The organism is Caproiciproducens galactitolivorans (assembly GCF_026672255.1).
Classification (GTDB): domain Bacteria; phylum Bacillota; class Clostridia; order Oscillospirales; family Acutalibacteraceae; genus Caproiciproducens; species Caproiciproducens galactitolivorans_A.
Genome location: NZ_JAPOHA010000001.1, coordinates 189,901 through 209,973, shown reverse-complemented (window position 1 = coordinate 209,973; position 20,073 = coordinate 189,901). Strand labels below are relative to the sequence as shown.

Here is a 20,073-nt window from a genome sequence, read left to right as displayed (position 1 = left end):
AAGAAAGGTGATTCAAGTATGGAGACGCATTATTTAAAGAATATTGAATTCAAGAGCGCATTGGAGTTACCCGCACTGGTTGAATACCAGCAGGGGCAGGTTGTGAGCCGGACTCTTGCGCAGAACAAAGCCGTAAGCATCACACTGTTCGCATTTGATGAAAATGAAGAGATCAGCTCGCATTCATCGGACGGCGACGCAATGGTGACCGTCCTGGAAGGAACGGCACATATTACCGTTGGCGATCAGGAATTTTCACTGGCCGAAGGGAAAACCATTGTGATGCCGGCGGGAATCCCGCACGCCGTAGCGGCGGACGGAAAATTCAAGATGCTGCTGACGGTTGTATTCCCTCAGTGACAAGCCTATTTTAAACTGTTTTTGAAAGGATGAGAATTTTATGAAAGCGAAACTTGACAGAAGCGGATGCATTTCCTGCGGGCTCTGCGCGGAAACCTGCCCGGAGGTTTTCCGGATAGCCGATGACGGGGTGGCGGAAGTTTATCAGGAAAATGTCCCGAAAGAATCAGAAGATAAAGCCGTGGAAGCGCAGGAGGGATGCCCTGTTTCGGTAATTACAGTCGAATAACGTTTCGTTTCCGCATGGAAAATAGCGAACGGCGGCCTTCACGAAAAACAGGCCGCCGTTCATTTTGCTTTTTATAGACTGTTGTCAGCTACATAAAGATATTTCCGTTGCATCCGCAACGGAATTTTCCTTAACAGCACAGTATAATATTACCATAATCCCGAGTATAAAGGAGGACGAAATTATGAGCAATCTGGAGATGTTAAAAAAGCAGCACGGGGAAATTCAGGAGCTTATCAAAAACATAAACGCTTTGATTTCCGCCGACCCCGAGGCAAAAGTAAATGACATTGCTTTCCATATCAATGCCCTATCCGGAAAACTGAAAATGCATCTGATGTCGGAAGATAAATTTCTTTATCCCGCGCTTATGCAAAGCGGCAATCCGGAAGTGAGGGACACGGCGAAGGAGTTTAATCAGGAAATGGGCGGCCTTGCGGAACGGTTCGGTTCGTTTGTCCAACAGTATAATACGCCCTTTAAAATTCTCCAAAATAAGAGTTCTTTCCTTGCAGACAGAAGAAAAATATTCAGCCTGATTGAAGAAAGAATTCGCCGCGAAAATGAGAAGTTATATCCGCTGGCAGAAGATTGACGAAAAGAAAAAGGATGAATTCATATTAAACAAATGTTTCGGGCGTTTCCGTGCAGACACTCCCGCCGAAAGAAACATAAAACGACAGCCATTGCAGTGAAAGGAATCCTTTTGCTGCAATGGCTGCCGTTTTGTCTTCCTGCACCCAAAACTTTTCTGAAGAAATCCGGAAGTCTTAAAAGAAAAAAGCCGACGCCTGCTGTGTATGCCATAGAAGTCATCAGCTTTAAAAAGCACTTTTAGCACCCGCTGCGGGAGAACTTCATTCCCCGTGATTATTTTATCCTATCTCGATAAAATGTCAATTCATTTCAAAAAAATGTATGGACTATTCTATTCCAAGCTCTTCCCTGCGTTTTTTCAATATTTGAAAGGTTTCGGAAAAATCGAGGGTTGCAAAATAATCCATCGGGGTTTCCGCACGCCGGATCAATTCGACGGAACCGTCCTCGCGCAGAAGCAGCTCCGCAGAACGCAGACGGCCGTTATAATTGTAACCCATGGAATGGCCGTGCGCCCCGGCATCATGAATGACAAGCAAATCGCCCCTGTCGATTTTGGGAAGCATACGGTCAATAGCAAATTTGTCGTTGTTTTCACAAAGGCTTCCGGTAATATCGTATTTATGGTCGCAGGGCGCGTTTTCTTTTCCCATTACCGTAATATGATGGTACGCCCCGTACATGGCCGGCCGCATTAAGTTGGCGGCACAGGCATCCACGCCGATGTATTCCTTGTAAATGTGCTTTTCATGGATTGCCGCCGTAACAAGGCAGCCGTACGGCCCCAGAATATAGCGTCCCAGTTCGGTGTAGATATCCACATTCCCAAGTCCTTCCGGCACCAGAATTTCTTCATAGGCCCTGCGGACTCCCTCGCCGATTTTCTCAATATTCGCCGGTTTCTGTTCGGGACGGTAGGGAATGCCCACGCCGCCGGACAGATTAATAAAGGAAACGGCAATCCCCGTCTGCTTGTACAGGTCAACCGCTGTGCGGAATAAAATACCCGCCAGCGCCGGATAATACGCGTCGTCCGTTGTATTGCTTGCCAAAAAGGCATGAAGGCCAAACCGTTTCGCGCCATAGGAACGCAGTTTGAGGAATCCTTCTTTCAACTGGTCATAGGTAAACCCGTATTTTGATTCTCCGGGGTTGTCCATAATCGCATTGCTGATTTGGAAGGTTCCGCCGGGGTTGTAGCGGCAGCAGATCGTTTCCGGAATGCCCGCCGTTGATTTTAAATAGTCGATATGGGTGAAATCGTCCAGATTGATGACCCCGCCCAGCTTTTTAGCCAGTTCAAATTCCTGCGCCGGGGTATCATTGGAGGAGAACATAATATCGCTGCCGTGAAAGCCGACGGCGTCCGCGAGCATCAGCTCCGTTAAAGACGAACAGTCCGTGCCGCAGCCTTCTTCTTTTAACAGACGAAGAAGAGAAGGATTCGGCGTCGCTTTTACCGCAAAATATTCCCGATACCCATGATTCCAGGAAAACGCCTTTTGCAGCTTTCGCACATTTTCCCGTATTCCCTTCTCATCATAAAGGTAAAAAGGGGTGGGGTACTGTGCCGCAATTTTTTTTAACTGTTCCAATGTTACAAACGGTTCTTTCAAAACAATCCGCTTCCTTCCATCATTGTTATCAGAGTGATTTCATTTTTCAGTGCTTCTTTAAAAAGCTCGATCAGATTCCGCTTTTTCGAATACAGGCAGGTGGATTCGGAACCGGACGCGGTATCGCCCGTTAGAACGTTTTTCGAGTCCGCAATCAGCCGAACCTGATACTGCCTGGTTTTGGTGTGATAAACCTGCGCGCCGTCCAGCGAAAACGGCGGGTCGGTAATAATAACGACCTTCAGCCCCCGCGCGACAGCCGCTTCGATCTGCGGCATCAGCTTTGAAAGCGTTTTTTCCGAAACGGCGAGATAAACCCGTTCCTTCGCCTCATCAATCATATTTTTCATTCGGTCGAAGATATTTTCCTCGCCCTTAACGGTGATATACCCTTCGGCTTCTTCCCTTTTTTCCGGAAGAACCCGCGTAAGCCGCTGTGCATACTCCTGCATGCGGCGAATCCGGTTGCCGCAGAACTCCTCGGCGGGCACCGGAAGATAATGGGTTGCGGTATCCTCTTCGATAAGCGCTGCGCCCTTTTCCACAAGGCCGGCGAGCGCCGTATACGTATTCGAGCGCGAAATTCCCGTTGCTTTCGCCGCTTCGTATCCTGTCATTCTTCCTTCGGAGCAAAGCATCCGATAAAGCGCCGACTCCTGGCGGGTAAGCCCGAAATAGCCCAGTAATTCAGCCGTATCCATGCAATTCCCCCAATAGTGTTTCTTTATAGGAACACTATAACCCGTTTTTCACCTTTTGTCAACAGACAATGTTACCGGCAGCAAAATAAATTGTCAATTAGGTTCCCATCTTATCCTCTCCGTGGCATGGAAGACATAGAAAGAGGCGGCATGGTCAAACCATAGCCGCCCAAAGTGATTCAAATCATCCGTCTTCGAAAATCTTGTTATGGATTTTCTTTTCCGCATTGCCAAGCGCCTTGGCGCTGATTTTCGAAAGAATCCCCCGCTGGACTTCGTCGTAATACTTCTTTGCACGGGTAAGCTGCTTTGTAGCCTTTGCGATTTCCGACTTGTAATCGGTCATAATCGCGGCAATTTCCGTGCGGTATTTTTCGTCGGTTTTGTCTACGACGGCCGCCTTATATATATCGATTATCTCGTCGCTGGGGCGGGAAGGAAAATATTCGTGCGGGGATGTACTGTCGAATACGCACAGGCTAAGTTCCCTTAAAACGATCATATCCAGACTGTTCGGGTCGAACGCGCAGTGATAAACTTCCGTTTCAAACCCCGCAGCAGAAGCATAATCGGCAATCTTGCGTAAAAAAGTAGATTTGCCCGTACCGGGCCGCCCTTTGATAAAATACCGTTTCGCAAGGTGGGAGGTAAGGCCGTCGATATAGTCGAAGGAACCGTCAATCGTAGCCGCGCCGAAAAAGCGATGAATCTGCTCCCCCTGCTTCGGAAGCGTATTTCCTCCGACCACCTTTTCAATCGTATTGGCCGCCAGCTTGTTTGCGGCGTCAAAATCCATATTCGAAATATAGATCTTTTCCCATCGATCGTGGATTTCCAGCGCCGCGGCAAAGTGACGGCGCGCCGCTTCCAGACCCGCAAAAGTCAGGTTCAGGTTGTCATCGTTCAAAATAGCGGCAATACAATATTCTTCTTCGTCGTAGAGCGGGAAATTGATCACACCGGCGCTTCTCTCCGGAATAATCACGCCCTCGAGCGAATTATCCAGGCAGTTATGAATCAGCTGGGCATGAAATCCCTTTTCAAGCGCGTCCGCACAAATATTGCCGACAATGTCCGCCACTGCGACGGACGGATAGCCGTCTAAACGGACAACCGTACGCAGGCGGCTGAAATTCGACTGGAAAAAGCTTGCATATCCCCTGGAGCTATTGGAACGGATAAAATAATTTAATGTACATTCAGGCAAAAGTATCCTCCCCCTCATTTATCATGCCAGCCTATTCAAGCAATTTTATAATAATGAAAGCATTTTCAAAAAACGGGATGGAATAAATTTTGTTATCTTCCCCCGCCAAGGGCGGGGGAAGATAACATTTTGCTTTCTAATTTTTATTTGAAACTGCTATAAGAAGAATTTTGGTTTAAAAAGGACGGCATATCTATCAAATTATATGTTTCAGCTTTTTTTCCATGCATAAAAAACAGCGAACCCGGTTTTCAGGTTCGCTGTCGGTTTATTTATCTTCTTTTTTTCCGGCAATGTCTCTCGCAACAACAACGCCGGTTACGGAAGCCTGCATCAGGCCGCGGGTGATTCCGGCCCCGTCTCCGACGGCATACAGATTCTGAATCGCCGTTTCAAAGTTTTTACCCACGGAAATCTTTGAGGAATAAAATTTCACTTCCACGCCGTACAGCAGCGTATTTTTCGAATACAGGCCAGGGGCAAGCTTGTCGAACGCCCGTAAGGATTCCACAATACTGGTGAGATGACGATGCGGCAGCACAAACGAAAGGTCGCCGGGAACCGCGTTTTTCAGGGTAGGAATCGTCGTGGACTTACTCAGCCTTGTGTAATCCGTGCGCCGTCCGAGAAGCAGGTCGCCGAGCCGCTGCACCATAATCCCGCCGCCGGTCAGCATATTGCCGAGCTGCGCGATATACCGGCCGTATTCGATCGGCTGGTTAAACGGTTCGGTAAACTTGGTGGAAACAAGCATGGCGAAATTCGTATTCTCGCTGTGTTTATCCTCGTCCGCATAGGAATGGCCGTTCACGACGGCGATTCCGCCGTCAATTCCCCCGTCGTAATGTTCTTCACTGACGATTCCGCCGGGGTTCATGCAGAAGGTCCTGACCTTGTTTTCAAACGTATCCGAATAATAAACGAGTTTGGCTTCGTACAGATTTTTCGTCAGATGATCCATCACGGCGTTCGGAACTTCGACGCGGACGCCGATATCCACTTCGTTATTCGTTGTAGCAAGATTGTTCTCCTGCGCGATACGCGCCAGCCAGTCCGCACCGCCGCGCCCCGGGGCAACAACGACATAGGGCGCGCGAACCAGCGTGCGCTCCCCTTTTGAATCGACAAGCCAAACGCCCTGCGCTTTTCCGCCCTCTACTTCAATCGTATCCGCCGTGGTATGCTCCCGGAATTCGAAATTCGGGCGGCTGGAAAGATAACGGTACATGCCGCGCAGCACCTCGAAGGAATATTCCGTACCCATATGGCGTACCGGGCAGGGAATCAGCCGGATATTCTCCCTGCGCGCCTCATAGGACACTTTCTCCGCAAATTTGTCGCTTTTCCCGAACACCTTATGCGGCGCTCCGAAATGCAGATAGATTTCATCGGCATAGTGAATCAGTTCCCTTGCCTTTGCAACCGGCATGTAGTCGGTAATATTCCCGCCGACTTCTTCCGAGAGGGAAAGCTTTCCGTCGGAAAACGCGCCCGCACCCGCCCAGCCGTTCATAATATTGCAGGTAGGGCAGTGGGCGCACTGGCCGGAGGTCCTTGCCGGACAGGCGCGCCGGTCGATCGTGCTACCGGAATCAACCACAAGCACCCGTTTTTCAGGGGCAAGCTTATCCATTTCCAGAGCAGTAAAAATGCCGGCTGGGCCGGCTCCGATTACTATGACATCATAATCAAACATATTTTCAACCCCACGTCTTTATTTTTCAAGCAAAACACAGGTATTATACCATAAAAAAGAATTTTAGCAAAGACTTTCCCGAATCATGCGGGAAAGCGCTCGCGTAAACGCTTCATCATCCTGTTTGGTGCGTTTTTTAATTTTCCCGGTTCTTCCCCCGGCGCGCCGAACCTCCTGGCCGAGCGCGCGTTCAAAAAGAAGACGGTCCATGTTGGAATTATCGTAAATCATGCCGTTCTGATTCAGTACCTTTGCTCCCTTGGCAAGAGCCATCGCTGCTACGCCGAAATCCTGCGTAACAACGATATCGCCGTTTTCAATCAGGTTAACGAGGCGGATATCTGCGCTGTCGCGCCCTTTGTCGACGGTAATGACCCTGCTGTAACCGTCATGAATTTCATGGCTGGTATCAATCAGCATGGTGACAGGAAGGTTTCTTTCACTCGCCAGCCGGACAATAATCTCCTTAACAGGGCAGGCATCAGCGTCTACCAAAATTTTCATCGACCTACCGCCACCTTCAAAATTTTACCATTTTCATTATAACACAAATCCTAAAAAATTTTAAATTATAACAGTATTGTAATGAATTTGTTACAGTTTTAATACCTTAATTGACATTTACGGGCTTGCGGCATATGATGTACCCGTATACAAATCCCCGAAAGGAGGAGATTTATGCGAAAACCCGTTCTCTTGCTCTGGCTCGCCTTCTGCATGATCGCGCTGGCCGCATGTGCTTCGAAAGCGGAATCCACCGCAGTAAAACTGGCAAAAGCCGCTCCCCCGGAAAGCAGCGCCGAGCGGATACAATATACGAACGAAAAGCTTGGCTTTTCCTTCGCCATACCGGACAGCTGGGAAAGTGAAAATTATAAAGCGGTTATCATTGAAAAAAAGCTGAAAGACGGGTCGAAAACGACGACGGTCTCCTTTCAGTTTCAGGGAGACGCGGAAAACCCTCTGCTCTCCATCTCCCTTGTTCCCAAAAAAGGGTGGGACAAAAAATCGACGAAACACCCTTCCGGCGATCCCGTCTATCTTGGTACAAAGGGCGACATCGTCTACATCTGTACGCTGCCAAAGGACTGTCCCTATGATGTAGGGACGAAAGCAGATTTGTACAACAGCATGATTCTTCCAACGGAAGAAGTGAAGAAGCGGTTTCAAATATTAGATGCAAACACAAAATAACGGTAAGCTGTCATTTACTGACAGCTTATTTTTTTAGGATCGGGATAATCCGGTCAAGCGTTTCCGCACAGGCGTAGAGCATCGCGTTCAGCTCCGGATTCGGCTCAATCATATCCGGTACCATGACCGTTTTCATCCCCGCGCGGTAGGCCGAAGTAATCCCGTTGGGGGAATCCTCAATCACCATGCATTCCGCGGGCTGAACCTGTAGCGCACCGGCTGTTTTCAGGTAAATATCCGGGTCCGGTTTGCTTTTTTCCACCATATCCCCGCAGATAACGGAATCGAAGTATTGAATGGTATTGGTGCTTTTCAAATGGCTCAGCGTGGTTTCCCGCTGTGTGGAAGTCGCTACCGCTGTTTTATAGCCGTTCTCTTTTAAATAATCCAGTAACGTGTAAAGTCCCTCTTTTACCGGAACACCGTTTTCCGCAAGATAATCGTTGTTAAATTTCCTGCCGAGTTCAATAAAGTCCTCGTACGGGTAACCTTCTCCATAGGTTTCCCTGAACACTTTTTTTGCAGAATCATGAGTCATCCCCATAATCTGCCTGTAGATTTCACGGCCGTCGGCGCAGCGGAGCTCCTTCCCCGCTTTTACCCAGGCATCCGACATGATCCGTTCAGTGTTAAACATCGTGCCGTCCATGTCGAGTATTACTGCTTTAATCATCGTATCAACCTCACAATTTATTTTAAGGGCGAAAGCAAATTCTGCCCGTTTTGAACTTTGCTGTAATTCACCAATACCCCGTCGTCCAGATTCAGCCGGATGCGCCGGGAAGCGGCCTTTTCCAGCTTGCCGGCGTACTGTTCCAGCCGTTTGAGCTGTTTTAACCGCACTGCCGCTTTTCCCCTGGAGCATTCCGCGCATTTTGCCTTTTCCTCCAGACGCAGCCGGGTTTCCATAAAATATTCCAGCATGTGGGAAAGGGTATTTTCACGATAGGCATGAATATAGCAAAGCGCCTTACAGGCTCCGCCGTTAAAAAGCCAATAGATCGGCCTTTTTTTATACATTTTACAATGTTCCCGGTAAAAGGAATACGTATAATACGCCCGTATTTTCTCCAGAGGGCTTCCGGAACCACCCAGAGCGGATGCGATAAATTCCAGATTTCCTTCCAGCGGCGCCTCACCGAACAGGCAGCGAATAAGAGAAACCACCTGCGTGACAAGGTCATTCGGCAGCTCGCCGGAAACAGGCAGCACATCTGTAATATTCGGATGATATCCCGGCACTTTATAGCGGCCAAAAACGCATCCTACCGCAAAATGGAGAAAGCTTTGAATATCCCGTGCAAAATCCGCCCGGCGAACCGTAAGATCGCGCTCCTGCACTTCCGGGGTAAGGCTGTCCTGCAAGCCGTATAAACTGATAAAGATACGGTTTATTTCTTCCTCATTTTCCTTCAGCCGCTGAAACCGGCAACCGGCATATTCTTTCCACGCGGCATAAGCGTCGGACAGGTTCCCGCCCTCCGGTTTGAATTTCAACAGCGGATGCGTCTCAAAATTCCAGCTTGTCTCGGAAAGGTCCCAATCCGCTTTGGAAATCGCAATATTTTCACGGACAAGTTCGTCAACCCGGGGCTTTACGCTTTCGTCTATACTAAGCGGCAGTTTCGCAATATTTCCCGCCTGATAATTTAACGTCGGATTCATTAAATTCAGCATTTCGAACGCGCATTTGCTGGATAAAAAGCCAAGCGTATAGAAGACATCCTCCTCGCGGTTCATAAAGACCGAAGAACCGGCAACATCAAATACGAAGCCCCCGGGATAATAACGGGCGCCGAATTTTGAAGAGCTGACAAATGACCAGGAAATGCTCGGCATAAAATAATGGGCCCGTCCGGGAAAAACGCCGGATTGCCCGGATTGCACCCGGTATCTGCTGATTTCCTCACCGAATTTCTGAAAATTCACAACATATTCGTGATTGCCGTACCATTTCCGAAATTCGCCGCCCTTGTTGTAGGGATACCATTTCAGCGGACTTTTTTCACACTCCTCCCTGCCGGAGCAGTGAAAGTGGATTTCTTCGGGCGGCACCTCATACCAGTACCGCAGGAAACGTTGATTATCGCAGGTAAAAAGCCCGTTGGTTACGGCCGCGTAAGCGCCGATATTCGGCGTATCCGCAAAAATATCGCCGTATTCCCTGTTTGCCCAATACGCAATCGGCATTCCGGGAATCTTCGTAAAACGGTCGGCCGGTGTTTCATAGCGATAAGGGCAATGCGGGTTCTTTACGGCTTCGATCACCTTTTGCTTTTGAACCTCCATTCCGCCCCGGAAATCGGACAGCCTTAAATAAACGCCCGGCTTTGTTTCCGGCCCGTTTTTCAAAACGAAGGTGCAGATCGGCACGGTGGCTTCCTCAAAAGCGGAGTATTCCAGCTGAATAAGGGAAGAAATGGATTTCTTCTGAAGGATATATTCCCGTAATTTCTGATACGTTTTAATGAACATCCAGACAAACGGGGACATAAACGCACAGTATCCGTTTTCTTTGCAGAATCCGAAATTACGGTACAGAAAGACGGCAAACAAATCACTGGCGTACTCATGGTAATGGTGATTGACATAATTTTTCAGCTTCTTATTCATCTTATAGAGATAGGGAGGATTCGTCGCCACGACCGCATAGGTTCCCGCCATGACCTGCGCCTGACGGATCAGCGGCAGCAGTTTTTTCAGGGTATCCTCACGAAACGCCAGACGGAATAAATCACCGCATTCCTGCCGGCGGATTTCCTCCACGCGCCGGTTGATGCGGTCGAAATGCAGGGAACCGATGGAAATCAGACTGCCGTATTCTTTGGCATTCTGAAAAGAAGCCGTTAGATTCTGCAAATCCGCTTTTATTTCTTCGTCACCGTCTGCCACAAAGGAAAGCAGGTTTTCGCCGATCGCATTGCTTTCCTGAATGGAAAACAGGTTAAGGGGGATTTCTCGGGCAAGGATATCCGCATTATAGCTTCTCGCCTTCATGAAAAGAGCGAAGCAGGTTAATTCATAGGACCGCTGGTCAATGTCAAGGCCGTAAAGGTTACAGCGAAGAATTTGTTCGGCGGCAGCAGAAGCCGAATAGCCGCATTCTTTGTAAATTTCGATCAGTACTTCGAAGGCGTAAACCAGAATATGCCCGCTGCCCATACAAGGGTCGAGGATTTTGATTTCCTGCGGGGCAACGCTTTGCTCCGGCACTTCCGTCCCGTCCCCCAGATAGTATAAAAGCTTCGCTTTCAGCGGACTTTCGGGGCGGCGCTCCAGCCAGTATTTGCCGAGCGAATTGTCAACCATGCTGCGTGCAATCCAGTCCGTCGTAAAAAACTGGGTGGCGGCGGGAACATCCTCGCGCTTTACCCGCCCGCCGTTCAGGCCGGTCACCTCGTTTTTCCGGTCGTCATTGTAATACTGGTACAGCCAGCCGACAATTTCCACCGCTTCGCGCAAATCGTCCTCCGAAATACCGTCGACCAGACTGCGGACAATCCCGTTTTCGTCCCGAAAAGACAGCTCCAGCAAAACGTCCGGATACCCACATTCACTCCCGAAATAATCCGGCAGAATTTTTGCGAGGGAACGACAGCAGTCGATAAACAGCGAGGTAAAAAGTGCATCGGTTTTTTCCCTCTGCGGCGCGGCGGCAACAATATCCGGAACAGCCTGTCCCGGATTACAGGAGGACAACACGCGCACGCCGCCGGGCAGATACCCGTTGACTTCCATAAAACGAACCCCGATGATCCGCTTAAACCAGAGGTAGGCCGCTTCCTCCGCTACGGCATCGAAACCTTTTTCCGCAACATCCGCTTCCAGCTCCGCAATCCGTTTTCCGTTCCCTTCGAGATGCTCCGTCATTTGCTGGGAGACCGACGCGATAAGCTTCTTTCGCGCGTCCGTTGCAAACGCCTTAATTGCCGCTTTATTCATTCCGCCGACACCTCCCAGCCAGATAAATATATCATACCATACCCCAAAGAAAAAGTTAATCTTATTGACACACAAACATAAATTGATATATCATAAAAAGCACATGAACGGATGGGAAGTTTTTATGAGATGCTGGGAACAATTGTAAACGCGCTTGCCGTGGTGGCGGGAACCGCCTTGGGACTGGTTTTAAAAGGCGGAATCCGGGAAAACTATCAGGAAACCATTATGGATGCGGTTGCCCTTTCGGTACTGCTGATCGGCATCATGAGCGCAATCAAAACCAACAACCTGATTTTATTGGTTATCTGCATGGCCGTCGGCAGCATCATCGGAGAGGCGCTGAAAATTGAGGACAGGCTCGAGGGCCTCGGCCGGATGATTGAAAGCCGGATCTCCCGATCGGACGGCGGCGTGGCGAAAGCATTTGTCACCGCAAGCCTGATTTTCTGCGTCGGCTCCATGGCAATTGTCGGCTCCATTGAAAGCGGCCTTACCGGAAATCACCAGACGCTTTTCGCTAAATCCGTGCTGGACGGAATCTGCGCGGTCTTTCTCGCCTCTGCGCTGGGCTTCGGCGTCATTTTTTCCGCCGCCGCAATCCTGATCTATCAGGGAATCATCACCCTTCTGGCCTCGTCGTTAAAGTCCGTTCTGACGGCGGAAATCATCCGGGAAATCACGGCGGTCGGCGGCGTGTTAATTATCGCGATCAGCCTGAATATGCTGAAAATCAAAAAAATAAAGGTCGGCAATATGCTGCCGGCCATTTTTCTCCCTTTTCTTTATTTTTTTGTAAGAAAGCTGATCGGAATCTAAGATTCCGTTTCTTCATAAAAACTGCGCCCCCAGTATCCCTGCAGGCGCAGCAAAAGATTCCGGAAACCGGATAACACATCAGCATTTCGATTTGAATACATCGTCCTGATAGACTTCCGAAACGGAATGGTCCGGATAATAGCAAAGAATCATGCCGTTGTTTTTACTGACGATAACGGACGGGCCGATTTCGCTGTGATTATTGGAAATCACGAATTGATAGTACTGGTTTCCGTTATAATTGAAGTTTTCGTTCGTCAAATCCACTTTATACTGCTGATAATCCAAACGGATCGTATTTTTGATGACATTCGCAGCCTCGCTCTGGTCAACGTTCTGTACCGTCAGCGTCGGCTGAAACGCCGCGGGCTGTTCTTTAGCGGATCCCGCTTTGGTACAGGCGGCCGGAATCAACAATAAAACCGCCAAAACAATGATCACTGTAAACTTCCTGATTTTCATTGAAACTCCACCCCTGTTCATCACTCTTTTACAATTCCATCATAGCCCGGTTCCAGCGTGAAATCAAGAAAAGCAACAGAACTGTAAGGGGTTGCTACAAAACTGTAAACGGTGGTATTCCAAATGTATTTTTTGAGCCTCTCAAAGGTTGGGAAAAGGCTCTGAAAGTGCTGATTTTAAAATATAAGTGATACAAAAAAAGGCAACCGGGTTACTACAAAAAAAGCGGTCGGCTGTCAAGTAAAAAGATGAGGAAAAAATATGAAGCAAAAAAGAATTTATCCGAAAGCGATTCTGACCCGAAAAGCGGAAAACAGCATCTTGGCTGGCCATCCATGGGTATACAATACCGAAATCTTAAAAATTGAAGGCTCGTACCAAAACGGCGATTTCATTGATTTATTCAGTATCCGGGAAAAATATCTGGGTACCGGATTCATCAATGACCATTCAAAAATCCGAATCCGGCTGATTTCCCGAAGCGCCAACGATGTTTTCGACGGGGCCTTTTTCGAGCGCCGCCTGCGGTACGCCTGGGACTACCGTAAAACGGTGATGGGAGATGGCCTGTCCTGCTGCCGCATTATTTTTGGGGAAGCCGATCAGTTCCCCGGGCTCACCGTCGACCGGTTCAGCAACATTTTGGTTACGCAGACGCTTTCCCTCGGAATGGAAAAATTAAAGCCGGTTCTTTTTCCTTTGCTCTGCAAAATCCTCGCGGAAGACGGGCAGACCATTGACGGCATATATGAGCGCAACGACGTTATCATCCGCGAACTCGAAGGGATGGAGCAAAACAAGGGCTTTTATCCGGTTCCCGGGCTGCCCCTGCCGGAATCAACCGAAACAACGATCGTTGAAAACGGAATCGAATACGGCGTGGATTTTGAAAACGGACAGAAAACCGGATTCTTTCTCGACCAGAAATACAACCGCAAGGCCGTTTCACAGCTTTGCCGCGGAAAAAGGGTGCTGGACTGCTTTACCCACACTGGTTCCTTCGCGCTGAACGCGGCGAAGGGCGGCGCCGATCGCGTCCACGCCGTGGATATCTCCGGCGACGCAATCGCCATGGCGCAGGAAAACGCAAAACGCAACGGCCTTCAGGATAAAATGACCTTTCAAACCGCGAATGTGTTCGATCTTCTTCCGGAAATGCCCTGCGGCGCGAAGGACGGTTACGATTTCATCATACTGGACCCCCCTGCCTTTACGAAGTCCCGCCAGACGGTTGAACACGCCGTCAAGGGGTACAAGGAAATCAATCTGCGCGCAATGAAGGTACTGCCGCGCGGAGGATATCTGGCGACCTGCTCCTGCTCCCACTTTATGACCGACGAGCTTTTCCGCAGCATGCTCCGGAGCGCGGCGTTCGACGCGCAGGTATCGCTGAAACAGATCGAAGCCCGCCAGCAGTCTCCCGACCACCCCATCCTGTGGAGCGTACCGGAAACCGACTATCTGAAATTTTATATTTTCCAAATTATATAAAAATTTTCTACGGAAGACCCCGTGCCGGATGACGGAAAGCGAACCCTGGAATCCGATATTAAGCCGAGCACCATCCGCCTTTCCGTCGGTACCGAGTATATCGATGATTCGCTCTATGGCCTAGACCGGGACTATCGTAAATACAGCTTTTTTAGAAAACAGGGGACCTGCTATTTTTAGCAGATCCCCTGTTTTTATTATTTTAGTCTTCCGGCTTCACGTGTACGTCCAACTGGTTAAATGGAAAGTGAATTCTCGCTTCGTCGAATGCAAGTTTAACCTTTTCCTGCATATCGAAGTAAAGCGCCGTAAAATCCTCTGTTTTACACCAAATCCGAACTTCCATGGTAACGGAGCTGTCATTATGTTCCCCCACCGCTACGAAAGGAGCCGGTTCTTTCAGCGCCAGCGGGCTGCTTTCAATCAGCTCCGTAAGCAGCTGCTTAACTTTTGCGATATCGTCATGATACCCGATATTGTAATGCAGATCCAATCTGCGCGTCGTCATTGCGGAATAGTTGGTAATGGTACTGGCCGTAAGTTTTGAGTTGGGGATTACCACCTCTTTATTATCGAAGGTTCGTAAGGAGGTAAACATGATTTCAATCCGCTCAACCGTACCTTCTATCTTTTCGAAGGAAAGATAGTCGCCGACGCGGAAAGGGTGCGTAAAAATAATCAGCGCACCGCTGGCGATATTAGACATACTGTCCTTCATTGCCAGCCCGACGGTCAGACCCGCCGCACCGAGAGCCGCGATAATGGTGTTGACGTTCATGCCAAGCTGCGCGGCTGCCGTAATGCAGACAATGATTTTTAAAAGCGATCTGCTTAACGAACAGAGAAAGGTTACGATGCCGGTGTCTGCTTTCGAACGCTGCATGGCCCGGAACATCAGGTGAACCACCTTATTGCTGAGCCACCAGCCAATCCCCAGAATCAGCAGCGCGCCTATTATTTTCGGCAGCCCCGCTTCCAGTGTTTTCAACAGCTGCTGCCAGTAATTTTCAAAATGGAATGCCATAGAATACCTCCAGATAAACGATGTTTTCGAAGCAATAGTATGTATTCCTACATTATAAACTGTTTTCATAAAATCACAAGAGGGATAGGAAAACACTGACTGGAAAGGATAATTTTACAAACAAAACCTTAAAAAAATACCGCCGGTCTTCTGGGACGGCGGTTTTTCGATTCTCAATTTCATGCGGCTTCTTCGCCGGTGCCGTAAAATTTCACAAGCAGCTGCGCGTAAAAGGCGGCCAGAACCTGCTGGAACAGCGTCCCGATCATAACCGGGAACATTACTTCCGCCGGGAAATACGCGGCGGCTATAACGGCGCCCGCGCTGATATTGCGCATACCGCACCCGAACGTCATGGAAACGATAAGATTCCGCTTCCTTTTCAAAAGCACTGCGCAGACCCAGCCAAGGGCATATCCCAGCGCCGCAATGCCAAGCATCGCTCCGGTAACGGCAAACAGAAAACCGTTCATATGCTTGATAAAAGGCGCAACCTTGGAGGAATTGACCGAAACGACAATCATCAGCGCAATTTTCCCGAACGGGGCAAGCTTGGGGGAAAGCGTCTGCTTTAACGTGCCGCCGCTGGCCTGATTGAGCGCCATGGCGAGAATCGCCGGAACCGCAACCATCAGTGCTAATTCCTGCATCATCGCGGCCGTGTCGACCTGTACATTGGAACCGACAAAATAATGCAGGCTCAGCGGGACAAGGAACGGGGCGAAAAGCGTATCGAGCAGGATAATGGACAGCGTAAACGGGGCGCTTCCGCGGTAGATGGAAACCCACATCGAGCTGACAACCGCGCTGGGAACAACAAATTCCAGCACCATTCCCGTTACCGTATAGGGATGCCCGGGGAACAGCAGAGTTCCGGCCGCATTCGCTAAAAGCGGGATAACAAAATGGATGACAAAGAGGGAAACCAGAAGCGGCAGCGGGTGCTGAAATACCCGTTTCAAATCACCGAATCGGGAACCCACGCTGCCGCAGAACGTCATAAAAGCAAAGACATACGGAACGATAAACAGGAAATGGCTGAGCGAATCCGCAAAAAGGACGCCGATAAGCAGGCAGGCGGGTGTAACAAGCGCCATCCACTTCTCTATGAATTTATTAAAGGAATCCAAACAGCGCACCGTCTATCCCTCCCTTCCTGCCGGTGATTGCAAAAGAGGCTTTCACCGTACATTAACCTTTTCCAAATTCCGCGAGTACCAGCCCTTCATTGTGTTCCTGCGCCCACCGGATACTCCACTCATTTGCAAAGATTAAAAGATGGTGTCCCCTCAGATCCTGAATCCGTTTGGTATCGGACGTAAGGTTCAGGGTTTTCGGGTCGAGGCCGCTGTTTTCAATCCAGCGGATATACTGGTACGGCAGTCCTTCCATGCGGATATCCACATTGTACTCATTTTTCAGTCTGTATTCCAATACGTCAAACTGCAAGGTTCCGACTACGCCGACAATCACCTCTTCCATACCGCCGCCCAGTTCCTGGAAGATCTGAATCGCGCCTTCCTGCGCAATCTGGGACATTCCTTTCACAAACTGTTTGCGTTTCATGGTATCCACCTGCTGCACGCGGGAGAAATGCTCCGGGGCAAACGTCGGAATACCGCCGAACGAAAACTTATTGGAAGGCGAACACAGGGTGTCCCCGATGGAGAATATGCCGGGATCAAAAACGCCGATGATGTCGCCCGCGTAAGCTTCATCGATGATTTCCCGGTCCTGTGCCATCAGCTGCTGCGGCTGCAGAAGCTTCATCTTTTTCCCGCCCTGCACATGGTAAACATCCAGGCTCTTGTCAAATTTGCCGGAGCAAATGCGCATAAAAGCGATGCGGTCGCGGTGCGCTTTATTCATATTCGCCTGAATTTTAAAGACAAAGGCGGAAAATTCATTTTGAAACGGGTCGATCAACCCCACATCCGCATTCCTCGGCAAAGGGGACGTGGTCATATTCAAAAACTCTTCCAGAAAGGGTTCCACCCCAAAGTTGGTCAGAGCCGAACCGAAGAATACAGGGGAAAGCTTTCCGTTCCGAACCGCTTCAAGGTCAAAATCGTACCCGGCGCCGTCCAAAAGCAGAATATCATCGACAAGCGTATTCCGATGGTCTTCACCGATCAGGGCATTCAGCCGCTCATCGTTGATATCGACCTTCGTCGCTTCCACTTCGTGCTGGCCGTTATTTGCCTTAAACGCGATGATTTCCTTTTTGTTTCTGTCGTAAACGCCCTTGAATTCTTTACCGGAACCGATCGGCCAGTTCATCGGGAACGTGCGGATTCCCAGTTCCTTTTCGATTTCCTCCAGCAGGTCGAACGGGTTCCGCGCTTCCCGGTCCATTTTATTGATAAACGTGAAGATCGGAATATTGCGGAGGGTGCAGACCTTAAAGAGCTTGCGGGTCTGCTTTTCAACACCCTTGGAAGCGTCGATCACCATTACCGCCGAATCGGCGGCCATCAGCGTGCGGTAGGTGTCTTCCGAGAAGTCCTGATGTCCCGGCGTATCCAATATATTAATGCAAAAGCCCTGATAATTAAACTGCATAACAGAGGAAGTAACCGATATCCCTCTCTGCTTTTCAATTTCCATCCAGTCGGAAACCGCATGCTTTGCCGTTTTCTTTCCTTTTACGGAACCGGCAAGCGAAATGGCGCCGCCGTAGAGCAAAAGCTTTTCCGTTAATGTCGTTTTACCCGCATCCGGGTGAGAGATAATTGCGAAGGTTCTTCTCCGTTTGATTTCATCTACGTAATTTGCCAAAATTCTTCCTCCAGCCAGTAAAAAATACACTTGTTCATTTTAAATCATTTGCCAAAAATAATCAAATATAATTTTCTCCGTCTTTATTTCCAAAATTAAAAAATCCTTTATCGGTAATTTATTCCAGAGAAATACGGATTGTGTGCCGTAAGTTGGAATGGAAAATGCCAAAATAATCAGCAGAGTCGCCATTTTTTGACTTTTTAAGCCCTCAAATTTTATGATAATATCCCCTTTTGTCGCATGGTGTTTTTTAGTGTACATACTTGACATAAATAGGTTTTAAAAATATAATTGGAAATAAACAATCCTACTGTTCAGTGCAATGTTGCTATTTCAGAATTTGAGAAGAATGATAGCATGATACGAATAATTCAGTGGGTTACAGAAAATAAGATGCAGAAAGAAACGGATGGAGGAAAATTCATGAAAAAAAAGCTAATCTCTCTCGTGCTAATACTCGCAATCATTGCATCGTTCAGCGTAACTGCTTTTGCGACCGATGTAAACTCATCCCTGGGAACGCTGACCCTGGACAACACAAAACTTGCTTTGGGTGTGGGTGACACCGCAACGCTCACAGCGTCCGAATCGGGCTGCATCATGAGCGATTCCACATGGACTTCCAGCGATGAAAGCGTTGCAACCGTCAGCGGCGGCGTTGTTACGGGCCTGAAGCTGGGAAGAACGACTGTTACCGCGACCGCGACCGACGGTCAAAGCGCTTCCTGCGTTGTACATGTGGCATTAAAAGGAATTGATGTTTCGAGATATCAGCAATCCATTAACTGGACCGATGTAAAAAACAGCGGCGTCCAGTTTGCGATTATCCGAACAGGCTTCGGCAGCGAAAACTGGTCCCAGCAGACCGACGCCTATTTCAGCCAGAATTACGACGGCGCAACCGCAAACGGAATAAAAGTCGGCGTTTATCATTTCAGCTACGCGACAACCACAGCCGCGGCGGCGGAAGAAGCCAGAATGTGCCTCAGCATATTAAATGGGCGTCATTTGGACTATCCGGTCTTTTACGATATTGAATATCAGGCACAGCGCACGCTGTCCAGAGAGCAGCTTACAAGCATTGCCGCCACGTTCTGTTCCGCAATTGAAAACGGCGGCTACAAAGCGGGAATTTACAGTTCCCCGAGTTTCTTCAATACAAACCTTTCCAGTTCCAGCCTGGACTGTTACGACAAATGGGTGGCAAGCTGGGGTGTAGATTCCGCAAAATACAGTAATCCGTATACGGTGTGGCAATATGGTTCCGGAAACGTTCCGGGCATTACCACCGGCGTTGTCGACCTCAATTACTCTTATGTGGACTACTCCTCAAACGGCCAGAATACCACCCCCGTGGACCCCAGTGATCCGAATTTAAATCCCGGAACCGACGGGGACGATATGCTTAAGTCCGACACTACATGGGACTACACCTTCGGCTCCAACAACGCTTACTATTATAAAATTACAACGACCCGTTCTTCCGCGCCGCCGGCCGCCTCTTCCAATCCTTCCGCGGTTTCTGTGGAATTCAGCAAAAAGCTCACGGACGGCTATATTTACAAAATTACGAACGTAGGCTCGGGATCGGCATTGATTACCACCGGAACCGGCTCGACTTCCGTTGCCTTTACCGCTTACGGCCGTTCCATGTCGGTTGCTTCCGACACCACCTCTCCTCTGTATATGAAAAAAGGAAAGACGTATCAGTTTAAGTTCACCCCGATGGGAACAACTGCGACACCGTACTTTGCAACCGGCAACGGCAGTATCCTGAAGCAGGTTGCTCTTGTAAAGTCCGGCAACAGCTATTACTACAAGGTTCAGGCGGTCGGAACCGGATGCACCAGCGTTTATTCCACCCTTCCCGGCCAGCAGCCGGTTCGGCAGTGCTTAGTCATTGTTTCTTAATTTACGGAAGAAATGCGGCGGAAAATTCCGCCGCATTTTTCTA

At 49.1% G+C, this 20,073-nt stretch carries 19 protein-coding genes and 1 riboswitch; of the genes, 8 read left to right on the top strand and 11 right to left on the bottom strand.

The annotated features are described in order from the left end of the window. The first annotated feature begins 18 nt into the window (after nucleotides 1-18). The 3 genes from OUY18_RS00980 to OUY18_RS00970 all read left to right on the top strand — a co-directional run bounded on the left by OUY18_RS00980 (nucleotide 19) and on the right by OUY18_RS00970 (nucleotide 1,184). Entirely contained in the window at nucleotides 19-360 is a 342-nt protein-coding gene (locus OUY18_RS00980; protein ID WP_268056841.1) for a cupin domain-containing protein, read from the top strand. Between the two features lie 40 nt (nucleotides 361-400). Further along, nucleotides 401-589, top strand: a complete 189-nt coding sequence (locus OUY18_RS00975) for a ferredoxin (RefSeq protein ID WP_268056840.1) — start codon at nucleotides 401-403, stop codon at nucleotides 587-589. Nucleotides 590-773: 184 nt separating this feature from the next. Beyond that, on the top strand, nucleotides 774-1,184 hold the full coding sequence (locus OUY18_RS00970) for a hemerythrin domain-containing protein (RefSeq protein WP_268056839.1): 411 nt from the start codon (nucleotides 774-776) through the stop codon (nucleotides 1,182-1,184). Between the two features lie 204 nt (nucleotides 1,185-1,388). Further along, nucleotides 1,389-1,463: riboswitch (Fluoride riboswitch) on the bottom strand. 49 nt (nucleotides 1,464-1,512) lie between these two features. Here the strand turns inward: OUY18_RS00970 and OUY18_RS00965 are convergent. From OUY18_RS00965 to OUY18_RS00945, 5 genes are all read right to left on the bottom strand, one after another. Further along, nucleotides 1,513-2,802, bottom strand: coding sequence for a diaminopimelate decarboxylase (locus OUY18_RS00965; RefSeq protein WP_268056838.1), 1,290 nt, complete (start codon nucleotides 2,800-2,802; stop codon nucleotides 1,513-1,515). Continuing rightward, nucleotides 2,799-3,503: a TrmB family transcriptional regulator gene (locus OUY18_RS00960; RefSeq protein WP_268056837.1), complete on the bottom strand. Its 705-nt coding sequence runs from the start codon at nucleotides 3,501-3,503 to the stop codon at nucleotides 2,799-2,801. The genes OUY18_RS00965 and OUY18_RS00960 overlap by 4 nt, the downstream gene beginning before the upstream one ends. A gap of 184 nt (nucleotides 3,504-3,687) precedes the next feature. Further along, the gene (locus tag OUY18_RS00955) at nucleotides 3,688-4,710 is read right to left on the bottom strand and encodes a hypothetical protein (protein WP_268056836.1); all 1,023 of its coding nucleotides are present in this window, start codon (nucleotides 4,708-4,710) and stop codon (nucleotides 3,688-3,690) included. Nucleotides 4,711-4,978: 268 nt separating this feature from the next. Next, nucleotides 4,979-6,406 (bottom strand): NAD(P)/FAD-dependent oxidoreductase, encoded by a 1,428-nt coding sequence (locus tag OUY18_RS00950; protein WP_268056835.1) that lies wholly within the window; start codon nucleotides 6,404-6,406, stop codon nucleotides 4,979-4,981. A 63-nt stretch (nucleotides 6,407-6,469) separates the two neighbouring features. Beyond that, a complete protein-coding gene (locus OUY18_RS00945; RefSeq protein WP_268056834.1) occupies nucleotides 6,470-6,910 on the bottom strand; it encodes a YaiI/YqxD family protein in 441 nt (146 codons plus the stop codon). A gap of 174 nt (nucleotides 6,911-7,084) precedes the next feature. Here OUY18_RS00945 and OUY18_RS00940 point away from each other — a divergent pair, with 174 nt between their 5' ends. Continuing rightward, nucleotides 7,085-7,600, top strand: a complete 516-nt coding sequence (locus tag OUY18_RS00940; protein ID WP_268056833.1) for a hypothetical protein — start codon at nucleotides 7,085-7,087, stop codon at nucleotides 7,598-7,600. A gap of 25 nt (nucleotides 7,601-7,625) precedes the next feature. Here the strand turns inward: OUY18_RS00940 and OUY18_RS00935 are convergent, their stop codons facing one another. Both OUY18_RS00935 and pglX read right to left on the bottom strand, forming a co-directional pair. Beyond that, nucleotides 7,626-8,273: an HAD family hydrolase gene (locus OUY18_RS00935; protein ID WP_268056832.1), complete on the bottom strand. Its 648-nt coding sequence runs from the start codon at nucleotides 8,271-8,273 to the stop codon at nucleotides 7,626-7,628. Between the two features lie 17 nt (nucleotides 8,274-8,290). Beyond that, nucleotides 8,291-11,542 (bottom strand): BREX-1 system adenine-specific DNA-methyltransferase PglX, encoded by a 3,252-nt coding sequence (pglX, locus tag OUY18_RS00930; RefSeq protein WP_268056831.1) that lies wholly within the window; start codon nucleotides 11,540-11,542, stop codon nucleotides 8,291-8,293. Nucleotides 11,543-11,671: 129 nt separating this feature from the next. Between pglX and OUY18_RS00925 the strand changes: the two genes are divergently transcribed. Further along, nucleotides 11,672-12,361: a DUF554 domain-containing protein gene (locus OUY18_RS00925; RefSeq protein WP_268056830.1), complete on the top strand. Its 690-nt coding sequence runs from the start codon at nucleotides 11,672-11,674 to the stop codon at nucleotides 12,359-12,361. Between the two features lie 78 nt (nucleotides 12,362-12,439). Here OUY18_RS00925 and OUY18_RS00920 read toward each other — a convergent pair whose 3' ends face one another. Then, the gene (locus OUY18_RS00920; protein WP_268056829.1) at nucleotides 12,440-12,823 is read right to left on the bottom strand and encodes a hypothetical protein; all 384 of its coding nucleotides are present in this window, start codon (nucleotides 12,821-12,823) and stop codon (nucleotides 12,440-12,442) included. A gap of 261 nt (nucleotides 12,824-13,084) precedes the next feature. Between OUY18_RS00920 and OUY18_RS00915 the strand changes: the two genes are divergently transcribed. Together OUY18_RS00915 and OUY18_RS00910 are read left to right on the top strand one after the other, a co-directional pair. Then, on the top strand, nucleotides 13,085-14,314 hold the full coding sequence (locus OUY18_RS00915; protein ID WP_268056828.1) for a class I SAM-dependent rRNA methyltransferase: 1,230 nt from the start codon (nucleotides 13,085-13,087) through the stop codon (nucleotides 14,312-14,314). A gap of 21 nt (nucleotides 14,315-14,335) precedes the next feature. Then, nucleotides 14,336-14,494, top strand: coding sequence for a hypothetical protein (locus tag OUY18_RS00910; RefSeq protein ID WP_268056827.1), 159 nt, complete (start codon nucleotides 14,336-14,338; stop codon nucleotides 14,492-14,494). Nucleotides 14,495-14,516: 22 nt separating this feature from the next. Here OUY18_RS00910 and OUY18_RS00905 read toward each other — a convergent pair whose 3' ends face one another. The 3 genes from OUY18_RS00905 to OUY18_RS00895 all read right to left on the bottom strand — a co-directional run bounded on the left by OUY18_RS00905 (nucleotide 14,517) and on the right by OUY18_RS00895 (nucleotide 18,116). Further along, complete coding sequence (locus OUY18_RS00905) at nucleotides 14,517-15,338, bottom strand: mechanosensitive ion channel family protein (RefSeq protein WP_268056826.1); 822 nt, start codon at nucleotides 15,336-15,338, stop codon at nucleotides 14,517-14,519. A 179-nt stretch (nucleotides 15,339-15,517) separates the two neighbouring features. Further along, the gene (locus OUY18_RS00900; RefSeq protein WP_268056825.1) at nucleotides 15,518-16,477 is read right to left on the bottom strand and encodes a bile acid:sodium symporter family protein; all 960 of its coding nucleotides are present in this window, start codon (nucleotides 16,475-16,477) and stop codon (nucleotides 15,518-15,520) included. 52 nt (nucleotides 16,478-16,529) lie between these two features. After that, on the bottom strand, nucleotides 16,530-18,116 hold the full coding sequence (locus OUY18_RS00895) for a peptide chain release factor 3 (RefSeq protein ID WP_268056824.1): 1,587 nt from the start codon (nucleotides 18,114-18,116) through the stop codon (nucleotides 16,530-16,532). Nucleotides 18,117-18,542: 426 nt separating this feature from the next. On the opposite strand from OUY18_RS00895, the gene OUY18_RS00890 reads away from it, so the two are divergent. Beyond that, nucleotides 18,543-20,030, top strand: coding sequence for a GH25 family lysozyme (locus tag OUY18_RS00890; RefSeq protein WP_268056823.1), 1,488 nt, complete (start codon nucleotides 18,543-18,545; stop codon nucleotides 20,028-20,030). The last annotated feature ends 43 nt before the right edge of the window (nucleotides 20,031-20,073 follow it).